Annotated in this window: 20 protein-coding genes; 13 read left to right on the forward strand and 7 right to left on the reverse strand. The window is 54.2% G+C overall.

All coding sequences use genetic code 11. The features are described 5' to 3' along the window. Positions 1 to 125: 125 nt before the first annotated feature. From FPZ49_RS13540 to FPZ49_RS13565, 6 genes are all read left to right on the forward strand, one after another. The gene (locus FPZ49_RS13540; protein WP_144847473.1) at positions 126 to 1,931 is read left to right on the forward strand and encodes a sensor histidine kinase; all 1,806 of its coding nucleotides are present in this window, start codon (positions 126 to 128) and stop codon (positions 1,929 to 1,931) included. Continuing rightward, the gene (locus FPZ49_RS13545) at positions 1,924 to 3,549 is read left to right on the forward strand and encodes a response regulator (protein WP_144847475.1); all 1,626 of its coding nucleotides are present in this window, start codon (positions 1,924 to 1,926) and stop codon (positions 3,547 to 3,549) included. The genes FPZ49_RS13540 and FPZ49_RS13545 overlap by 8 nt, the downstream gene beginning before the upstream one ends. Positions 3,550 to 3,696: 147 nt before the next feature. Next, on the forward strand, positions 3,697 to 3,870 hold the full coding sequence (locus FPZ49_RS13550) for a cytochrome c oxidase subunit 2A (RefSeq protein ID WP_144847574.1): 174 nt from the start codon (positions 3,697 to 3,699) through the stop codon (positions 3,868 to 3,870). A 21-nt stretch (positions 3,871 to 3,891) separates the two neighbouring features. Beyond that, the gene (locus FPZ49_RS13555) at positions 3,892 to 4,362 is read left to right on the forward strand and encodes a cytochrome c oxidase subunit II (protein WP_144847477.1); all 471 of its coding nucleotides are present in this window, start codon (positions 3,892 to 3,894) and stop codon (positions 4,360 to 4,362) included. A gap of 41 nt (positions 4,363 to 4,403) precedes the next feature. Next, positions 4,404 to 6,059: a cbb3-type cytochrome c oxidase subunit I gene (locus tag FPZ49_RS13560; protein WP_144847480.1), complete on the forward strand. Its 1,656-nt coding sequence runs from the start codon at positions 4,404 to 4,406 to the stop codon at positions 6,057 to 6,059. 44 nt (positions 6,060 to 6,103) lie between these two features. Then, positions 6,104 to 6,616, forward strand: a complete 513-nt coding sequence (locus FPZ49_RS13565; protein WP_144847482.1) for a hypothetical protein — start codon at positions 6,104 to 6,106, stop codon at positions 6,614 to 6,616. A 93-nt stretch (positions 6,617 to 6,709) separates the two neighbouring features. On the opposite strand, the gene FPZ49_RS13570 is transcribed toward FPZ49_RS13565, so the two are convergent. The 3 genes from FPZ49_RS13570 to FPZ49_RS13575 all read right to left on the reverse strand — a co-directional run bounded on the left by FPZ49_RS13570 (position 6,710) and on the right by FPZ49_RS13575 (position 9,160). Next, a complete protein-coding gene (locus FPZ49_RS13570) occupies positions 6,710 to 7,330 on the reverse strand; it encodes a hypothetical protein (RefSeq protein WP_144847483.1) in 621 nt (206 codons plus the stop codon). Between the two features lie 286 nt (positions 7,331 to 7,616). Further along, complete coding sequence (locus FPZ49_RS35730; protein WP_186445810.1) at positions 7,617 to 7,772, reverse strand: hypothetical protein; 156 nt, start codon at positions 7,770 to 7,772, stop codon at positions 7,617 to 7,619. Between the two features lie 104 nt (positions 7,773 to 7,876). After that, a complete protein-coding gene (locus FPZ49_RS13575) occupies positions 7,877 to 9,160 on the reverse strand; it encodes a methyl-accepting chemotaxis protein (protein ID WP_186445811.1) in 1,284 nt (427 codons plus the stop codon). A 234-nt stretch (positions 9,161 to 9,394) separates the two neighbouring features. Here FPZ49_RS13575 and FPZ49_RS13580 point away from each other — a divergent pair, with 234 nt between their 5' ends. Further along, positions 9,395 to 9,790: a cupredoxin domain-containing protein gene (locus FPZ49_RS13580; RefSeq protein ID WP_144847487.1), complete on the forward strand. Its 396-nt coding sequence runs from the start codon at positions 9,395 to 9,397 to the stop codon at positions 9,788 to 9,790. Positions 9,791 to 9,855: 65 nt separating this feature from the next. Here FPZ49_RS13580 and FPZ49_RS13585 read toward each other — a convergent pair whose 3' ends face one another. The 3 genes from FPZ49_RS13585 to FPZ49_RS13595 are packed head-to-tail and all read right to left on the reverse strand — an operon-like array spanning position 9,856 to position 13,391. Continuing rightward, on the reverse strand, positions 9,856 to 10,944 hold the full coding sequence (locus tag FPZ49_RS13585) for a Ger(x)C family spore germination protein (RefSeq protein ID WP_222429906.1): 1,089 nt from the start codon (positions 10,942 to 10,944) through the stop codon (positions 9,856 to 9,858). Continuing rightward, positions 10,941 to 12,050, reverse strand: a complete 1,110-nt coding sequence (locus tag FPZ49_RS13590; protein ID WP_144847491.1) for a hypothetical protein — start codon at positions 12,048 to 12,050, stop codon at positions 10,941 to 10,943. The genes FPZ49_RS13585 and FPZ49_RS13590 overlap by 4 nt, the downstream gene beginning before the upstream one ends. Positions 12,051 to 12,053: 3 nt before the next feature. Beyond that, positions 12,054 to 13,391 carry a spore germination protein gene (locus FPZ49_RS13595; RefSeq protein WP_144847493.1) on the reverse strand — a complete coding sequence of 446 codons (1,338 nt, stop codon included), beginning with the start codon at positions 13,389 to 13,391 and terminating at the stop codon, positions 12,054 to 12,056. A gap of 158 nt (positions 13,392 to 13,549) precedes the next feature. On the opposite strand from FPZ49_RS13595, the gene FPZ49_RS13600 reads away from it, so the two are divergent. Together FPZ49_RS13600 and FPZ49_RS13605 are read left to right on the forward strand one after the other, a co-directional pair. Further along, positions 13,550 to 14,248 (forward strand): ABC transporter ATP-binding protein, encoded by a 699-nt coding sequence (locus FPZ49_RS13600; RefSeq protein WP_144847495.1) that lies wholly within the window; start codon positions 13,550 to 13,552, stop codon positions 14,246 to 14,248. After that, positions 14,248 to 16,506 (forward strand): ABC transporter permease, encoded by a 2,259-nt coding sequence (locus tag FPZ49_RS13605; protein WP_144847497.1) that lies wholly within the window; start codon positions 14,248 to 14,250, stop codon positions 16,504 to 16,506. The genes FPZ49_RS13600 and FPZ49_RS13605 overlap by 1 nt, the downstream gene beginning before the upstream one ends. A gap of 29 nt (positions 16,507 to 16,535) precedes the next feature. Here the strand turns inward: FPZ49_RS13605 and FPZ49_RS13610 are convergent, their stop codons facing one another. Beyond that, on the reverse strand, positions 16,536 to 16,814 hold the full coding sequence (locus tag FPZ49_RS13610) for a DUF2277 domain-containing protein (protein ID WP_144847499.1): 279 nt from the start codon (positions 16,812 to 16,814) through the stop codon (positions 16,536 to 16,538). A gap of 115 nt (positions 16,815 to 16,929) precedes the next feature. On the opposite strand from FPZ49_RS13610, the gene FPZ49_RS13615 reads away from it, so the two are divergent. From FPZ49_RS13615 to FPZ49_RS13630, 4 genes are all read left to right on the forward strand, one after another. Beyond that, positions 16,930 to 17,349, forward strand: a complete 420-nt coding sequence (locus tag FPZ49_RS13615; protein WP_261381392.1) for a DUF6526 family protein — start codon at positions 16,930 to 16,932, stop codon at positions 17,347 to 17,349. 140 nt (positions 17,350 to 17,489) lie between these two features. After that, entirely contained in the window at positions 17,490 to 17,720 is a 231-nt protein-coding gene (locus FPZ49_RS13620) for a hypothetical protein (protein ID WP_144847501.1), read from the forward strand. A 19-nt stretch (positions 17,721 to 17,739) separates the two neighbouring features. Continuing rightward, positions 17,740 to 17,904 (forward strand): hypothetical protein, encoded by a 165-nt coding sequence (locus FPZ49_RS13625; RefSeq protein ID WP_186445812.1) that lies wholly within the window; start codon positions 17,740 to 17,742, stop codon positions 17,902 to 17,904. Between the two features lie 210 nt (positions 17,905 to 18,114). Next, complete coding sequence (locus FPZ49_RS13630) at positions 18,115 to 18,333, forward strand: response regulator (RefSeq protein ID WP_222429907.1); 219 nt, start codon at positions 18,115 to 18,117, stop codon at positions 18,331 to 18,333. The last annotated feature ends 117 nt before the right edge of the window (positions 18,334 to 18,450 follow it).

Genomic DNA, 18,450 nt, shown 5'->3' on the forward strand with positions numbered 1-18,450 from the left:
TTGGGAAAAAGAGGATGCCAATTGCGGCATCCCTTTTTGCATAAAAGCGCACCAAGCTGCAGGTTAGGTGTGGTACACTCAGATTACTACTTAGATATGACCGAAAATGAAAGAGGAAGTCCCTTATGAGAAGAAAGCCCTCCTTCAGCTGGCGGCAGAAGCTGATTACGATCTCGCTGTTGTGCTTGATGATCCCCTCCATCGTTACCCTGGCCCTTACCGGGCTATATACGAAGAACGAGCTGACGAATAAAGCATCCATCAAATCGGAGCAGTCGCTGGAAGTAGCCGATCTCTACATTTCCAACATCGTCAGGGACATGCTCAATGCCTTCAATACGTTGCAATATGATAGTGAATTCATAACCAACCTGAGAGCCGCCTGGAGCAGCTACAATAAGAATGGCGGCAGCCAAGTCGATTTTTTCGCCTTCAAGCCGGTCTCTGAGAAGCTCGAACAGCTCACGTTCTTTGGCGGTCAAACCTACGTCACCATTTTGCTGCCGGACGGGCTGATCTTCTCGAATTATTCGACGTATCAGAATGACCTATCCTTCTTGTATTCGGAGCCATGGATCAAGCAGATGGATGGGGACCCCGTCAATACGACCAATTGGATCGGCGCCCAGAACAATTATATCCGCTCCACAGCCGACCGCTATCCGAAGCTGATCACGGTGGTCCGGAGCTTCCGTTTATTTGCCAGCTCGCCGAATGCTTATATGATCATAAGCAAGCCGCAGGAGCAGTTTAACGAAATTTTTAGCAAATATGCGGAGGATCAAACGATCATGCTGTTGGATGAGCAAGGGACGGTGCTATCCCAGTCCGACCCTGCTCGAATCGGGAGCCAGGTTCCCTCGTCCATGCTATACCCGGGGGAACTGCAGAATTTGATGTGGGAGGGCCAGGAGTACATTGCCTTGAATCATCCGCTTTCCTTCGCGGGCTGGAGCCTGCAGTGCCTTACCCCTTACCGAATCATTACGGGCAGGATCGGGAATTTCCTGAACGATATCTTCGTCTTCCAAGCGTTGTTTTTCGTCGTATTTTCGTTCGTCTTGTTCTACTTGCTGCGGCAGCTGACCAAGCCGATCGTCCAATTGGTCAAGACGGCTACGCGAGTAGAGCTCGGCAACCTGGATGAACGCTCGCTGGTGACAGGGCAGGACGAAATCGGCCGGCTAGGTTCCTCGTTCGACCGCATGCTGGACCGGATCAAGGAAATGATTCAGCAGGTCGAATGGGAGCAGGGACGTAAGCGCATGGCGGAATTGGAGCTGCTGCAGGCCCAGATTAATCCCCATTTTTTATTCAATACGCTCAACTCGATCCGGCTACAGGTCAGGATGAAGGGCGAGGTGGAAATCGCAGAGATGATCGGTTCCTTATCCACGCTTCTGCGCATGACCATCAATCGGAATAACGAATATCTGACTCTACATGAGGAAGCTGGCACTATCGAGCAGTATATGAAGCTTATGAATTTTCGGCACCTGGAGAATGTTCAGCTGGCCACCCATCTGGCCTCAGACACGCTGCTAGCCATGATCCCCCGATTTACACTGCAGCCGCTCATTGAGAACGCGTATCTTCACGGGCTCAGGCAGAAGCACGGCCATATCACGGTCAGCTCGCGCATGCAGGGGCAGTATCTGTACGTTACGGTCCAAGATGATGGCATCGGCATGACGGTGGAGGAGCTCGCGGCTGTGAGAGCGAAGCTTATGGAGGCTGATCAGCGGATAAAGTCGGCGAAGGAACGGTCATCGCAAATCAATGGGATCGGGTTGAAAAATGTGAATGAGCGCTTGCGCATGATCTATGGGGATGCCTACCTCTTTGAGATGGAGAGCTCGCCTGGAAACGGGCTGAAGCTGACATTGCGTATCCCGATCACATTCCGGAAGGAGGAAGCTGGACATGCATAGGGTTTTACTGATAGATGACGATGTGGCGGTAGTGCAGTTTTTAGGGAAAATGATCTGTTGGGAGGAGCACGGACTGCAGCTTTCCGGTACCTGCACGAATGCCTACGATGCGCTGGAGCATTGCCGGGAGTCGATGCCGGATTTAATTGTCACCGATATCGGGATGCCGGGAATGGATGGGATCGAGCTCATTAAAGCCGTGAAGGAACTCAGTCCGCGCCCAAGGTTCGTGATTTTATCCTGTCATGACGAATTCCGCTATGCGCAGCAAGCGGTTCAGATGGGCGTGGAGGATTACATTTTGAAAGAAACGCTGGAGCCGCAGTCGATGGTCGAGCTTCTAACCCGGATCAAGGAGAAGATGAACAAGGAAGATGAGTTCCACTCCGAAGTGCAGAAGCTTCACCTGCAAGCCTACAATAGCAAAGCTTCTTTGAAGGAAAAATGGCTCCGGGATCTGCTCGCAACACCAGTTTCTGGGAACCCGTCCTGGATGCGTCAGCTGGAGGGCTTCGGATTTCAACCGCTGCTGCCGATGTTCATCCCTGTCGTCTGCCGATTGCATTGCCTAAGAGAAGCATTAAGCCGGTACGAAAAAAAGGACACCGTGAAATTCATTGTGGAAAACGCAGTGGAGGAGCTCCTGAAGAATGAGCCGGATGTGCTGTTGTTTAGTTATTCCTCCAAGGAATTTTGCTTCCTTTTTAACTGCCGGAAAGAATTGAAGATGAATCCTTACGAGCGGATAGCCGATGTATGCCGGAATGTTCAGCAAAAGCTGTCACAGGTGCTCAAGCTGCCTGTTTCCATGCTGCTCGGTGAGATGGCTCCGGATCTGCCTTCGATGAAACGGCAGGTTGCCCAGCTGCTCAAGGAAGCCGAATGGCTGTTTTATGCTTGGGAGCCTAAAGTCGTTAAGTTAAGCGAATTAGTCCGAACGGTGGGTGCCACGGAAGAGCCCCTGGTCTATTACTACGAATATGCCGATCGGCTGCATCGGTTTATTCTGGAGGGGAACTCGGATGCGTCAACGGCTGTGCGGCCTTTTATTGGGTTCATCTCCGAGCGCCGATTCTCGCCCAAAGCGGTCAAGCAGTTCGTTTTCAAGCTGGTGCTCGATATGATGCTAAAGCTGAAATTCAATCCGCAATACACTAACGAAAAGCTGCAGCGGGATCTGGATCAACTGACCAGCATCACCGAGCTGGAGAGGTGGCTTGTGGGTTTTGTTCGGGATGCGGTTACGCTTATGGAGCAAATCTCGCAGCAAAGCAAGAAGGTTGAGATTGTCGAAGCGCAAAAATATGTTCGGCTTCACGTGGACCATAAAATTACGCTGGAGGAAGTGGCGGATCATCTGCACTTGAATCCGAGCTATTTTAGCCGTCTGTTCAAAAAGGAAACCGGGGAAACCTTCATCGAGTATGTGACGCGAGTCAAGATGGAGGAGGCCAAGGAGCTGCTCAACGGGTCGGACAAAACGCTGGAGACAATCTCGCGCATGCTGGGCTATGAGAATAAAGGGTATTTTGTCAAAGTATTTAAGCAGTATTATGGCGTCATTCCCAGTCAGTTTGTCTACCATGCCTCATCCGCTGCCAAGGATTTTATTCGCTAGCTTAGGTGCGGAGTCAGGTTCACAAATCGTTCAATCCGAGGGGCTGCAGGTTGTGAGTATTATCACAGCTTGCGGCCTCTTTGTTTTTTTACAATGAGAGCAACAGCAGCTGAAACATCTATACCAGTTGCAACAAGGAGGGGCATGATGAACAATACGGTATTTCATCATCTAAACAAAGCTCGACAGTCGAAGGAGCCGCAGGCGAAATCCGAGCAGGAGCCGGCACTGAAAGGGACGTTTGCCAGCGTGCTGCTGCTCGGCGCGTTTGTGGTCGTGACTTGGGTCGCGGTTTTCGTTTTGTTTCTGGCTCGTCAATAACAGATAGGGGGTAGAGGCGATATGCACATTCATCGATTGGAAAAAATTTGGCTGGGCTTAGGGCTCGGCACGCTGTTCGTCTTTTTAGGCGTCTTGGGGGTATCGGCCTTTGCGATGGGGGCGGCTACGCCGAGTATGCATCACCATACGATCGATCCGACCAAGGTGAATCAGACGGCACCATTCGATCAGCCGGGCATCAAGCAGGTGGCAGATAAGGAGTACGAAGCGGTCATGACTGCGTTTGCTTTCGGGTATGCCCCGGAGAAGATGGAGGTTCCGGTCGGTTCTACGGTCCATTTTACCGTCACCAGCTCCGACGTCATTCACGGCTTCGAGATCCCGGGAACGAACGTCAACATGATGATCGTGCCGGGCGAAATCAGCCAGGTCTCCCACACCTTCACGAAGCCGGGCGAGTATTTGATCCTGTGCAACGAGTATTGCGGGAGCGCCCACGAAATGATGAAAACGACGATCATCGTGAAATAGTGAAATGTAATCATTACGGAAGCTGAAAGGAAGAGACGGCAATGGAGATCACCCAAATCGAACAAGGCTTTGATAAGAAGGACGGCGCGCTCGTTCTGGCCCATATTTTGTTCGCCTTCTTCGCACTGCTGCTCGGCGGGATTGCGGGACTGCTGCAGAGCGTAGTGCGGGGCGGGCTGTACACGCTGCCGGGCGGCATCGGCTATTATCAGCTGCTGACGGCGCATGGCGTTTTGATGGCGCTGGTGTTTACGACGTATTTTATCATCGGGTTCCTGTATTCCGGCGTTTCGTCCACTATGGGCGGAAGGCTGATTCCGTCGGTACGGCGCATGGGCTGGACTGGCTACACGCTGATGACGATCGGAGGACTGCTCGTCCTGGTCATGATCCTGCTGAATAAAGCGAGCGTGCTCTATACGTTCTATGCGCCGCTGAAGGCTTCGCCGTATTTTTACATCGGCTTGGCGCTCGTTGTCGTGGGCAGCTGGATTAGCGGCTTCGGTATTTTTTCGCAGTACATCTATTGGAAAAAGACGCATCAAGGCAAGCTGTCGCCGCTGTTCGGGTTCATGGCTGTCATGACGATGCTGCTGTGGCAAATCGCCACCATCGGCGTTGCTATTGAAGTGGTGGTGCAGCTGATTCCGTGGTCGTTCGGCTGGACGGAAACCATCAACATTATGCTGAGCCGCACGCTGTTCTGGTACTTCGGCCACCCGCTGGTGTACTTCTGGCTCCTTCCGGCATACATCTGCTGGTACGTCATCATTCCGAAGATTATCGGAGGCAAAATCTACAGTGACGCGCTGGCCCGCATGTCGTTTGTGCTTCTGCTGCTGTTCTCGATTCCCGTCGGCTTTCACCATCAGCTGATGGAGCCCGGCATTAGTCCGTTCTGGAAGTTTCTGCAGGTCGTCCTGACGTTCATGGTCGTCGTTCCTTCCCTCATGACCGCTTTCTCCTTGTTTGCAACGTTTGAGCTGAACGGCAGAAGAAAAGGCGCCACTGGCTTGTTCGGCTGGCTCAAGGTGCTGCCTTGGAGTGATGTCCGCTTCTTCGCACCGTTCATGGGGATGCTCGTCTTCATCCCGGCCGGCGCAGGCGGGATTGTAAATGCCAGTAACCAGATGAACGCGGTTGTACACAACACGCTTTGGGTGACGGGGCACTTCCACCTGACGGTGGCGACCAGTGTGGCGCTGACCTTTTTCGGAATGACGTACTGGCTCATTCCTGTGGTTACGAACCGGGTGCTGACGCCGGCGATGAATAAGCAGGGCATCATTCAAACACTTCTCTGGTGCGTAGGCATGCTCTTCATGTCCGGGTCGATGCACACGGTGGGGCTATTCGGCTCCCCTCGCCGCACCGCCTACACGACCTACGGGGATCATCCGGATGCGGTACTCTGGATGCCGTACCATGTGGCGATGGCGATTGGCGGTATGATTTTGTTCATTGCGGTGCTGCACATCGTTTGGATTGTTATTTCGCTGCTGCGCTCGCCGAAAGGCGTGACGGAGTATCCGATCGGCGAATCGATGGAGCCGGAGGAAGCGACGCCGCGGTATTTGGAGCGGTGGAAGCTCTGGATCGCGATCACGGTCGTGCTCATCCTGTTCGCGTATACAGTGCCGGTGCTGCAGATGATCGGTCCGATGAATCCGGGCTCGCCAGGCTATGTGACTTGGTAGGGAGCGGGAGCTCAGAAACAGCAAAGGAGCTAAGCCACTTTCATGTGCTTAGCTTTTTTGCTTTTTGGGGAAAAGGCACAGGGGATCGTTTTGTAACGAAGCATAAGACCATGCTGCAGCCACCCGTGGATCGCACGGGGCCAGTCCAAAGCGGAAAAGTCGCGCTGCAGCCGCCCGTGGATCGCACAGGGCGAGTCCAACGCGGAAAATCCGCGCTGCAGCTGCCCGTGGGCCGCACGGGGCTAGCCCAACGCGGAAAATCCGCGCTGCAGCCGCCCGTGGACCGCACGAGTCTAGCCCAACGCGGAAAATCCGCGCTGCAGCCGCCCGTGGACCGCACGGGGGCTAGTCAACGCGGAAAATCCGCGCTGCAGCCGCCCGTGGACCGCACGGGGCCAGTCCAACGCGGAAAATCCGCGCTACTGCCGCCCGCGGGCCGCACGGGGCCAGTCCAACGCGGAAAATCCGCGCTGCAGCCGCCCGTGAGCCGCACGAGGCTAGCCCAACGCGGAAAATCCGCGCTGCAGCCACCCGTGGACCGCACGGGACGAGTCTAACGCGGAGAATCCGCGCTGCAGCCGCCCGTGGGCCGCACGGGGCCAGTCCAACGCGGAGAATCCGCGCTGCAGCCGCCCATGGATCGCACGAGGCTAGCCCAACGCGGAAAATCCGCGCTGCAGCCACCCGTGGGCCGTACGGGGCCAGTCCAAAGCGGAAAATCCGCGCTGCAGCCACCCGTGGATCGCACGGGGGGAGCCCAACGCGGAAAATCCGCGCTGCAGCCACCCGTGGGCCGTACGGGGCCAGTCCAAAGCGGAAAATCCGCGCTGCAGCCGACCCCGGATCGCACTTGGCGAGTCCAACGCGGAAAATCCGCGCTGCAGCCACCCGTGGGCCGTACGGGGCCAGTCCAAAGCGGAAAATCCGCGCTGCAGCCGACCCCGGATCGCACTTGGCGAGTCCAAAGCGGAAAATCCGCGCTGCAGCCGCCCGTGGGCCGCACGGGGGCCAGTCCAAAGCGGAAAATCCGCTACAAGCCACCCGTGGATCGCACGGGGCCAGTCCAAAGCGGAAAATCCGCGCTGCAGCCGCCCGTGGATCGCACAGGGCGAGTCCAACGCGGAAAATCCGCGCTGCAGCCACCCGTGGGCCGCACGGGGCCAGTCCAAAGCGGAAAATCCGCGCTGCAGCCACCCGTGGATCGCTCGGGGGGAGCCCAACGCGGAAAATCCGCGCTGCAGCCACCCGTGGGCCGTACGGGGCCAGTCCAAAGCGGAAAATCCGCGCTGCAGCCGCCCGTGGGCCGCACGGGTCAGTCCAACGCGGAAAATCCGCGCTGCAGTGGACTACACGTGGCGAGTCCAAAGCGGAAAATCCGCACTACTGCCGCCCATGGACGAATACCGCATCGAAGATTGGTTAGGAAAGAAGAAAGTAGAAGAGTAATCGCAGTAGATCCATGAGGATATGCGTACGGGGTAGGGCAGCGGCTGGCACAAAATATGCATACGCACAGAAAAGGACCTGACGGCCATCCGTCAGGTCCTTTTCTTAGAATTAATTCATAATAATCCCGTTAAACAAATGCTCATTGCCCAGCATCAGGTTAATGAGGAAATACAATAAGGGCGAAGCGGTCGCGGCGCAGAACAGAATGACGATCAGACCCAGACCTTTAAAGCTTGGCTCATAATTTCTAGTAGTGGTTTTCATTCTTCATACCCCTTTTCGTTAGGTTGCTTGCTGCTATAGTTCAAGTGTAAAACAGCCTGCTCTGAAAATATGTGATATTTATCACAACCAGGGTGGATTCCAGATTACACCGTAAAAAATCCGATTTGCTTCTTCAGATTCGTCGACTGTTCCCTCAACACGTGGGAGGAGGCGGCGATCTCCTCCATGACGGCGGTCTGCTCTTGCGTCGAGGACAGCGCGCCTCGGGCGCCGGACAGGATGCCCACGGCAATATCGGCAACGTCTCGAGCCTTAACCAACGTGATCTGCACTTGATCCGTTTGGGTGGCGACCATGGACGCGATATGAGCGACCGCTTGGGACACTTTATCGGCTTCGCCGATGATGCTCTGCAGCGCCGCGGCGGCGGATTCGCCCTTGACCGACTCGTGACTAGCCAGCTCGAACTGGTCAGTCATCTGAACGACGGCATGGCGAACCTCGGATTGAATTTGCCCGAGCAGCTGATTGATGTCGTGGACGGCATGCGAGCTTTGCTCGGCCAGCTTCTTCACTTCACCGGCGACGACTGCAAAGCCCTTGCCGTGCTCGCCGGCTCGGGCCGCTTCAATCGAAGCATTCAAGGCCAGCAAATGCGTCTGGTTCGACAGCTCGCCGACCACACCCGAGATGACCTCGATTTCCTTCGCGTTGCCTTCCAGCTGCTGGACCACGTGCAGGGTCTCTTGATGCGCGTCCGCCAGCTTTTGCACGCCGCTGACCAAGGATTGGATCACCTTCGTGCTTTCTTCAATGACCTGGATCATCATGATAGTGAACTGGCGGGCCGTATCGGCTTGCCCATGGATGTCTTGGGTCGCTCTTGTAATGTGCTCCACCGATTGGAACATCGCCTCCGAAAGCTCCGACTGCTGCTCCGCGCCCTGGGCGATATCGTCGATCGTCGTGGTGATCCGTTCGATATGGGATGCAGCTTGTCCAATGGCAAGCCGCAATTCCTCGACATGCGTGTCGGTGCCGACAAAATTGGTGGAGATGCCAGCGATCATGCCGCGAATGTTTTCGAGCATGGTATGGAAGGAGGTGCCCAGCGCGTGTAATTCATCATCGGATTTGCTAGGAATGATCTCTACATTCAGGTGGCCAGAGGAGGCCTGGTTAGCGGCGTCGGTCAGCTGCAGCAGCGGTTTGACGAGCCATTTGGCGGCGAGCCAGCCCAGAAAGGTGGTCCAGAAAATCCCCAGGGACAGCACGAGCGGAATAAACAGCCACTGCGGGAGATAAGGCCTAAACACGTCCTGCAGCGAAAAAATAAACACCGCACTCGTAAAGTATGTGATGGTCGAGACGACGGCAATGCCAAGCACCATTTTTTTAATAATGCCAAACCGGGTTTTGTTTCTCATTCTCGCGTACCCCATTTCTCTATCATCTTGTTTCCATGAAAAGGATAACAGGACGAGGCACGCTCATCTGTGATAATTGTCACACCGGCATTGTCTATGACTCCAATCACAGCCCACGGATTTGTTCATCATTACTTCATAATGGTGTCACATGCCGTTCACCGCGAAACAGCTCCGAGTTGTGTATGATTGGTAATGTAAGGAACGATCGGGGATCGAAAGGGGAAATGAACGATGAAAAAGGGTATCGTAATCGCGTTTCTGATCTGCTTGGTGATTGCTTTGTCCGCGTGCGGAAAGAGCGAAGCTCCGAAGGCCTCCCAGGCGGCAAGCACAGCAGCCGGGGCCGGCGACGCTGCAGGCACGGCCGAGCTGAAGCTGCAAGCGAAAAACTTCGAGTTCGACCAGAAGGAATACAAGGTGAAGAAGGGGCAAACCGTCAATGTCGCCTTGGAAAACAAAGAAGGCCTGCATGGCGTTGAAATCAAGGGCCTGAACGTGAAGCTCGACAACAATACGAAAACAGCCTCCTTCAAAGCCGATAAAGCGGGCACATATGATATTATTTGCACGGTTCCATGCGGCGCGGGACATATCAATATGAAGTCGAAGCTGATTGTGGAAGGGTAAGGCGACAAGTAAGAATGACCGGGGCAGCGAGCAGCTCCGGTCATTTTTTTACGTTAATAGAACCGTCACCGCACTAGCCCCGTGCTCTCAATCTTCACGTGCGTGTTCACCTCGAACTTCACGCTCGGATAGACGGATTTCCAGTGCTTCCAGTCCTCCTCGCTGCCGAAATATTGGGCTAAGTAATGCAGCCCGAAGCCATAAGGATCGACGCCGGCGTCGCGGATTTTGTAGAGCAGCTTCAAGGTCGATTGATTCACATCGGCTTCGAGCAGCTTTTGAATCTCGGCCAGGTTCTTGCCCCTCACCGTGATCGGACTTTGCTCGACCATCCCCCCGACATTCAGCTCCAGCTTCACCGTAGGGATCGTTTCCCTACTGATGGTGACGCTCCTGGAAGCTCTCGAGACATAGAAGGCGAGGCGTTCGCCCTTGTAGTTGATAGCGATCCCGGATCGCTTGAAGGCATTGGCGCTCAGATTATAGAGCGAGGTTTCCGGGGGACTGAGCACCAGGCGTTCCTTCTGTTTATTCAATAGCGCGAGCCGCTCCACGACATAAGAGTCGCCGTCAAAGGCAATGACGGGCAAATAGGGATCCAGCCCGGTCTCCTTGAAGCGACGGAAGCTGTCGAACAAATACTCCGTCACGATGAAGGGGGATACCGTCCCTTCTTTGCCGAAAGTGAGAAAAAAGGCATTGCCGGCGAGCCGTTCCGTCGTCGGATTGGCTTTCAGCAGCTGATTCGCGTCTGGCTCTGCCACCGCCAGATAAGAGATCAATTGAACATCTCTCCGCCGGCTAAGCCAGTTGAGCGACTCATCCAAGGAGGTCTTCACCAGCTGGTCTCCGAAAAGAAAGACCCGGCAATGCCCGAAATCCAGCTCCTTGTCCACGTGCGACTTGAGACTGCGGACCGCTTCCGCGATGCTGGTCGATTCGGTCGCCTCGATTTGGCTCTCCGCCAGCCCTTCTCCCACCTTGGACGCCGGAATAGCCAGCCTAAGGGTGACGAGGTAGGGCTTGTCCTTTTTCCCGGTCCAATCAATGCCCATGGCGATGACGAAAAATCGCTTGTCGATATCTTTAAAGCTGCAGCTCGCAAGGAAGATACAGCATAGGAGGAGCAGCAGCGTCATCACGACTTTGTTCATGAAGTAGCCTTCACCTTTTTTCGCCTCCATACAAAATAAAGCATGATTCCAAGGAACATCACTTCCGTGATAAATCGGCCTACGAGCCAGATTTCGGAGATCAGTTGATTGCGCTCCGGGTTCGACAAGTGCATGTACACGAACGAAAGGAGACCGGCTGCCAAGGCAATCCAAAGATTGATCCGTGCTACCGGTGTTTCCTCCACGGCGGTGAATCGGCTCAAGGAGTGACGGATCAGCATGATGGTCGTATTCCAAGTGTTCATGACAAACAGCAGCGACAAACCGGTGAAGAGGATCAGGAAAACGAACAGCACCCGATTAATAAACCCGTATTCCGTCACCATCGAATCTGCCGTCATGCTCCACAAATAAACGTATTCTTGGACGGTGACCGTGCCATGAAACCCGATGGGTATGAAGAAGGTCACAGCTAGGAAGAAGATACCGAATAGCGGGACAATCCAGCGATGCTTGAAGGTAAACCCCTCCGTATGCAGTCGATTGACTGTGATCAGGGTGGTGAAGCCGGAAAACACGAAGGTCGAAGCGGCAATCGACATGAACGACGGAGGCTTTCGGATGTAACCGGCTACATAGCGGACGGCGTCCCAGTCCATATTTTTGTTGAAAATCGCTTTAATCAGAAACATGATCAGCATAGGCGTACATAAGAAAAGCATGATTTCGTGAATAAACTGAACCGTGCGGGTGGACCGGCTGCTCGCCCAGACGGCGGCGCAAGTCATCAGAAACAAGTTCACCGAAGGATTCATATCCGGATAAAAGAACAATCGGACCGTCTCGGAGTATCCGTTGATCACAATAATGCCGGCGGGCAGCCAGATCAGCAGCCCGGCATATAAATTAATGGCCACCGTGAGCCATCTGGGAAAATAGCGATCGCACAGCTCCGGGAAGCCCCAACCTGGAAATCGTTCGAAGCAGCTCATCGTCCCCAGCGATAAGATGCCGCCGATGACGGAAGCGATGACCATCCCCGAGACGGCGCCGTCAAAGCGGTCCCGAATGAGCAAGTAAGGGACGAACATCATGATGTTGATCATTCCCACATACAGAACGTGATAGTAAGTGTAGCGGTACATCGCTTATTCCCCTCTGCTTTTGCGATGATGGGCCTTCGCTTCCTGCTTCGGAATGTAGAAGGCCAAGTAGGGCTGGCCAAAGCTGCGAAGGTTGCACCAATAAACGATCAGCGCGAAAAAGGTTACGGCAACGCCCAGCACCCCGTAGAAAATGGAGACGACGACGAAAATATATTTAATAAATCGAATGGAGTACCCAAAGCCGTTGTTCGGGATGACAAAGTTGGAAATGGCGACAACCGAGGTGACGATGATCATAATGCTGCTCACAAGACCCGCCTGCTGGATAGATTGGCCGAGAATCAAGCCGCCTACGGTAGCAGCCGTCGAACCGATGGAGCGCGGAAGCCGAAGGCTCGCTTCGATCAGCGCTTCGATCATGAAGAGCATAATAAAGACCTCGACAAAGGAGGGATAAGGAACGACGACACGGCTTCCGGCGATGGTCAGCGTTAGCTGAAAGCGGAGCACCTCCGGATTTAACGACACGATCGCGATATACAGCGCAGGAAGTGTAATCGTTAGAAACGTAGCGATATATCTGAGAATTAAGAGCGTTTTGCTCATCCAAAACGATTCATAGTCATCGTCCATCGCGTGCAGAAAATCGACCATGCGAACAGGCAGCAGCAGCGCAAATCGGCTTCCATCCTGCAAAATGGCAACTTTTCCCCGTTCGATCATCGTGGCTACCCGATCCGGGCGTTCCGTCTGAAGCATGGTGGGGAAGAGCCGATGCTTGTGCTCCGACAGCTCTTGCACGAGCTCACCGGATGCGCGCAGCGTCTTGAGCTGAACGTTCTTGAGACGTTCGTTCAGCAGCATGAGTACATCGTTGTTCACCAAATGCTTGTCATACAGCACCGTGACCCGGGACAGCGACTTTTCCCCGACGATATGCTGCTCTACACAAAGTGAAGGCAGATTATAGCGCAGCCTCACCAGACTGATGTTAAGGTCCAAATCCTCGTTGAAGGCGGTTTGCGGCCCTTGAAGGGAGGCTTCAATCTGAACGGTGTCCGGCTCGTCCTGCAGCTTCCGCATCACATCGTAGCGGAACACCATATCGCGAATCTGGAACAGCAGAACGCCTTTCAGCAGCAGCCGGGTCCAATGCTCCGGTTCATCCGCCAAGCCGAAGTTAGGGTTCGCCTCCAGCATCCGGTCGAATTCATCCGGGTCGAACTTATAGGAGAAGGGCACGATCAGCCCGTTATGGATTAAGGCTTGATCGCAAAGCGCGGGGAAGTAACACAGCTCCATCTCGTAGTATCCGTTGTCTAAGGTGACGGAGTACAAATCAGAGGGATGCTGCAATTCGGCGCGAATTTGTTCGAGCATGCCCGATCCTCCAATCTCCAGGCTTTACCATTCGGCTTAGCTTGCCCCGGTTAAAGGGAAAACATACCAATAGGGGTGGTTCTGCGAGCTTGGCAAATAGGGTAAAATTTAGTAATAGGCAAAAAATAGGTACTTCATATCGAACGGGGGTGTCAATTATGTTTCTCCAGGTCGAAGGCTTAAGGAAAAGCTATACCTCCGGCGAGGTGACCACCGAGGTGCTCAAGGGCGTCGGGATGGAGCTGGCGCACGGCGAGCTGGGCGTCATACTAGGACCGTCCGGCTCCGGCAAATCGACGCTGCTCAATATTATAGGAGGCATTGACCGGGGCGATGAAGGAAAAGTCACCGTTGGCGGAGTAGACATATCCGGCTTGAGCGACAGCCAGCTGACCGATTATCGCAGGGAGCGGATCGGGTTTATTTTTCAATTTTACAATTTGATTCCTACCCTGACGGTGGGCGAGAACATTGAAGTTGTCGCTCAGATCAGCCAATCGCCGCTGGGCATCGATCAGGTGCTGAAGGCCGTTGGGATGCTGGATAAAAAGCGCCGGTTTCCCAAGGAGCTAAGCGGAGGGGAGCAGCAGCGGGTGTCCATTGCACGAGCCGTCGTCAAAAATCCGGCGCTGCTCCTGTGCGACGAACCGACGGGAGCGCTGGACTACAGCACCGCGAGGGATATTTTGCAGCTGCTGGAGCATATCCATAAAGATTACGGGACGACGATCTTGATGATTACGCACAATGCGGCGATCAGCGCCATGGCCAATAAGGTCTATCGGGTCCGAAGCGGTGAGATCGTGGAGACGAGAATCAATGACACTGTTCTTCCCGCGGAGAGGATGGAGTGGTAATGGTCCTGAACAACAAAATCCGCCGAACCATGCTGGAAAACAAGTCGCTGTATTTCGGATCTTTTGCGCTGATCGTGATTAGCTGCCTGCTCTATACGATGCTGAACTTGCTCCTGGTCAATCTGGAGGGGACCAAGGCCTCGTTCGAAAGCAAGTACGTTCAGGAGGATGCGAGCTTCGTCACGGATAAGAAGCTGACCCGGATCCCGGAGCTGGAAGCCCAGTTCAATGTAAGCCTGGAGGAGGGAGGCTCCTTCGACTATGCGCCTGGCCAGGGGAACACGCTGAGAATTTTTGCAAAAACCCGCAAGGTGAACCGGTATGCCGTAATTGAAGGAAGCCGGCTGTCCGGAGGCGATCTACTGCTGGATCCGGCGTATGCCAAAGCGAACCACATTCAGATTGGCGATAGCCTGAGCGTGGGGGGCAAGGCGTTCAAGGTGTCGGGCAGCATGTCGCTGCCGAACTACATTTATCCGCTGCAATCCGACGGGGATATCGTGAACGATCCCGCCCACTTCGGGATTGCGGTCATGAGCCGGAGCGACTTTGATCTGCTCCACAAGGGCGGCAGCTTTTACAGTGTGAAGGTTCGGGGCAATACAGAGGCGGCGGATCGTGGCAGCGTACAGAGCGTTCTGGCGGCGTTCAGGGAGGAAGTCCGGAAGCAGAATGTGCTGATCGTGCGCTGGACTTCGACGGAGGATAACCTGCGGGTGACATTTGTGAACGCCAAGATCGCGAGCATGAAGCAGATGAGCTCCTCTCTGCCGGTGGCAATCTTGCTGTTAACGTGTATTTTGACGGGGATCGTCCTGTGGCGGATGCTGCGGCGGGAATTCGTTATTGTCGGCACACTGTATGCGCTAGGATACCGAAGAAGCGAAATCGTGCGCCACTATTTAAAATATCCGTTTGCGATCGCTGTGGCGGGAGGCGTCGCGGGGACCCTGCTAGGAGCGCTGGCGTTCCGGCCGATGCTCGCGTTTATGCTGACGTATTTCAATATGCCGTTGGATACGGCGAGCTTCCTTGGCGGACATCTGGCGATTAGCGTGCTGCTGCCGGTCGTTTTTCTAGGCATCAGCGGATACTTCGTGATCCGAAAAGCGCTGAGGCGTTCGCCCGTGGAGCTGATGCGAGGGGGAGGGGAAGAGCGCCGAATCGGCTTTCTGGAGCGGCGCGTGAAGCTGGATGGTTTGAAGTTTACGACAAAGTTTAAAATCAGAGATCAGCTGCGAAGCATCCCACGAAGTGTATTTCTGCTGCTCGGAGTGGCGCTGGCGACGATGCTGCTGCTGCTCGGCTTCACGATGAAGAGCTCGATCGACTTCCTGCTGAAGCAGTCCTTCGATCAAGCGTATAAATACAAGTACCAATATATGTATCGAGCGCTGCAGCAGGGGAAGCCGGCCCAAGGCGAGGCGTTCTCCGAGCTGCTGTTCACCTTGAAATCGGATGCCAAACAAGGCATCACGGTATTCGGCGTGAGTCCCTCCACCCGATATCTCTCTTTTAAGGACATGAAGGGCAATCCCTTAAGCATGAATCAAGTCGTCGTCACGAAAGCGCTGGCGGACAAATTGCACCTGAAGGATAAGGACACCATCGAGGTCATCGGCAAGCTGGACTCGAAACCGTACACCTTCGTCATCGACAGCATTGCGGATACGCATGTCGGAGCGTATCTTTATATGCCTTTGTCCTTGCTGAACGAGAAAGTAGGGTTCCCGGCAGACAGCTACTTCGGACTATGGAGCGAAGCGCCGATTCGCATTCCGGATTCGCAGCTGCTTAGCACAACGACCACCGACGAGATCAAGCAGGCGCTGGACTCCATGCTGAAGCCGCTGCAAGCTTCCATGGGGACGATTGCATTCCTGTCGTTCCTCATCGGGCTGATCGTAATCTACGTCGTCACCTCGCTCATTATCGAGGAGAACAAGGACAACATCGCCCTGATGAAGGTGCTGGGGTACCGGAACAAAGAAATGTACGCCCTGATCCTCGGCGGCTCCAGCTGGATGGTCGTGGCCGGCTATGTGCTAGGAGTGCCTTTGCTGCGGCTATCGCTTGGGGCGCTCTATCAATCGGCCACCTCCAGCATGAATTTGACCTTGCCGGTCACCATGGACTACCGCTATGTGATCATAGGGTTTGTCATCATCTACTTGACCTACGAGCTATCCAAGCTGCTGAATAAGAAAAAGCTTGCGCGGATCCCGATGACGGAGGCGCTCAAGTCCAGGGCAGAGTAAACGGGCGCCCGGGTGGGGCCAGCCTCTCGTTACTCCTGGCCTGTGCCGAACCGTTTGGCTGAACGGACGCGGGCGCGTTCGATCTCGATCTCGCGATTGCGCGGCTCCGCCTGCGTCACCAGCGAGTCGAGCAGCTGACGCGCCGCCACGGCCACTTCCTTGACCGCCTGATTAAAGGCTTCTTCGTTGGCCTTCGAAGGCGCGGTGTAGCCTGAAATTTTTCTCACGAATTGGAGCGAGGCGGCCCAGATTTCGGCGTCGGTCGCCGGCGGATCGAAGTTGAATAACGTTTTGATATTACGGCACATGAGTTATGCTCCTTTGTTGTAGTGAATTTGGTCCGCTTGACTTCGGATTTTATTATCATTATGGTTAAGCTAGGCAGGTAATTATCCCCATTATATCCCAATTGGAGGTTCTATCGTGGAACAAAATCTTGCGAATCATCGTCGAATGCATCCGGTGTATCATTACTTCTTAAGCTTGATGGTACTGCTTAGCCTGGTCAGCGTGGTGGTTTACATCGTGAAGGAAGGGTTCGGCTTAACCTCCGTTTTATTTCTGTTCATCGTCCTCTTTATGCTGGTCACCTTCATCCTGCTGAGATCGTATCCATTGAAGGCGCAGGACCGAGCGATTCGCGCGGAGGAAAATTTGCGGCACTACGTCCTGTCCGGCAAGCTGCTGGATTCCAAGCTGTCCATGGGCCAGATTACCGCGCTGCGCTTTGCCGGCGACGCGGAGCTGCCGGAGCTGAGTAAGCGGGCGGCCGAGCAAAATTTAAGCCCGGAGGACATCAAAAAGGCGATCAAGCAATGGCGAGGCGACACCTATCGGGTGTAGAGCCGGTCGGACCGCAAGTCAAACAAATACAGGAGAGAGCACCCGTCCGGGTGCTTTTTTTATCCCACATTATACTATTTTTCGACAAAATGCCTCATTTCCAGACAACCCTCTTACAATACACCGGAAGGGGTGTTAGTATGGAAGAGTATATTGTCTTTCGGATGGTGATCGCTCTGCTCAAGGACTTAATCCTTAATTTTGTAATCATAGGTGTGTTTCTTTTTTTCGTTTCTCCGTTTGTCATTCGCGAGCAGCAGGGACCGGAGCCGTCCATTGCCCAAAAAATCTATATCGGCGCACTGTTCGGGGTCTTAGGGGTCGGACTGCTGTTTCTCAGCATCAACGTAAACCACAAACGCACCGTTTAATCTCAGAGGCATTGCTTTGATGCTGGCCGCTTACTTTGGCGGGCCTGTCTCGGCATTAGCCGAGCTGGCGGTTGTATATATCGGGCGCTTTCTGAAGGAAGGGGCGATCGGCTACGTGCAGATGGCGATTGGCATTACCGCAGCGCTGGGCACCGGCCTTTTTTATCGGTATTGCCGAGGGTAATGGACCCAATGGGCGGCAGGAGCTTCCTTTCTCCTCATCTATTATTACCTTTGCTTATGGTTAGTCGGTCAGATCACGCTTGAAGCGGTCACGACCTATATTATTTATCAAGCCTGCTATGCGGTATTGATCGCAAGTCTCCTCTACTATTTAATTCGCAATAAGCATTATAAACATAAAATCGCCCAAGTCGAGCAAGAGATGCTCCATATGCTTCGCATGCAGCCGGGGTTTACCTTTAAGCTGGACAAGCGGGCGATCCGAACATTAGCCGCAGGCGGCAGTGTCCCGATTATCGCGATGACCGCCGATGCGATGAAGGGCGTCAAGGAGCAGGTGCTGGCCGCAGGGATGAACGGATACATCACGAAGCCGTTCGATCCGATCGAGCTATACAGCATGCTGCAGCGCTTTATCCGCAAAGACTAAGGGAATAGTGCGAAAGTAGCCCTGTCGAAATCCTTCGGCAGGACTTTTTGCATTGTCCGCTGCTGAAGCAAGGGACGCTAAAATTATTTTTTTCAAACCAAACACTTATGCTAAAAG

Origin of the sequence: Paenibacillus cremeus, from assembly GCF_007786445.1 — a bacterium.
GTDB lineage: Bacteria > Bacillota > Bacilli > Paenibacillales > NBRC-103111 > Paenibacillus_G > Paenibacillus_G cremeus.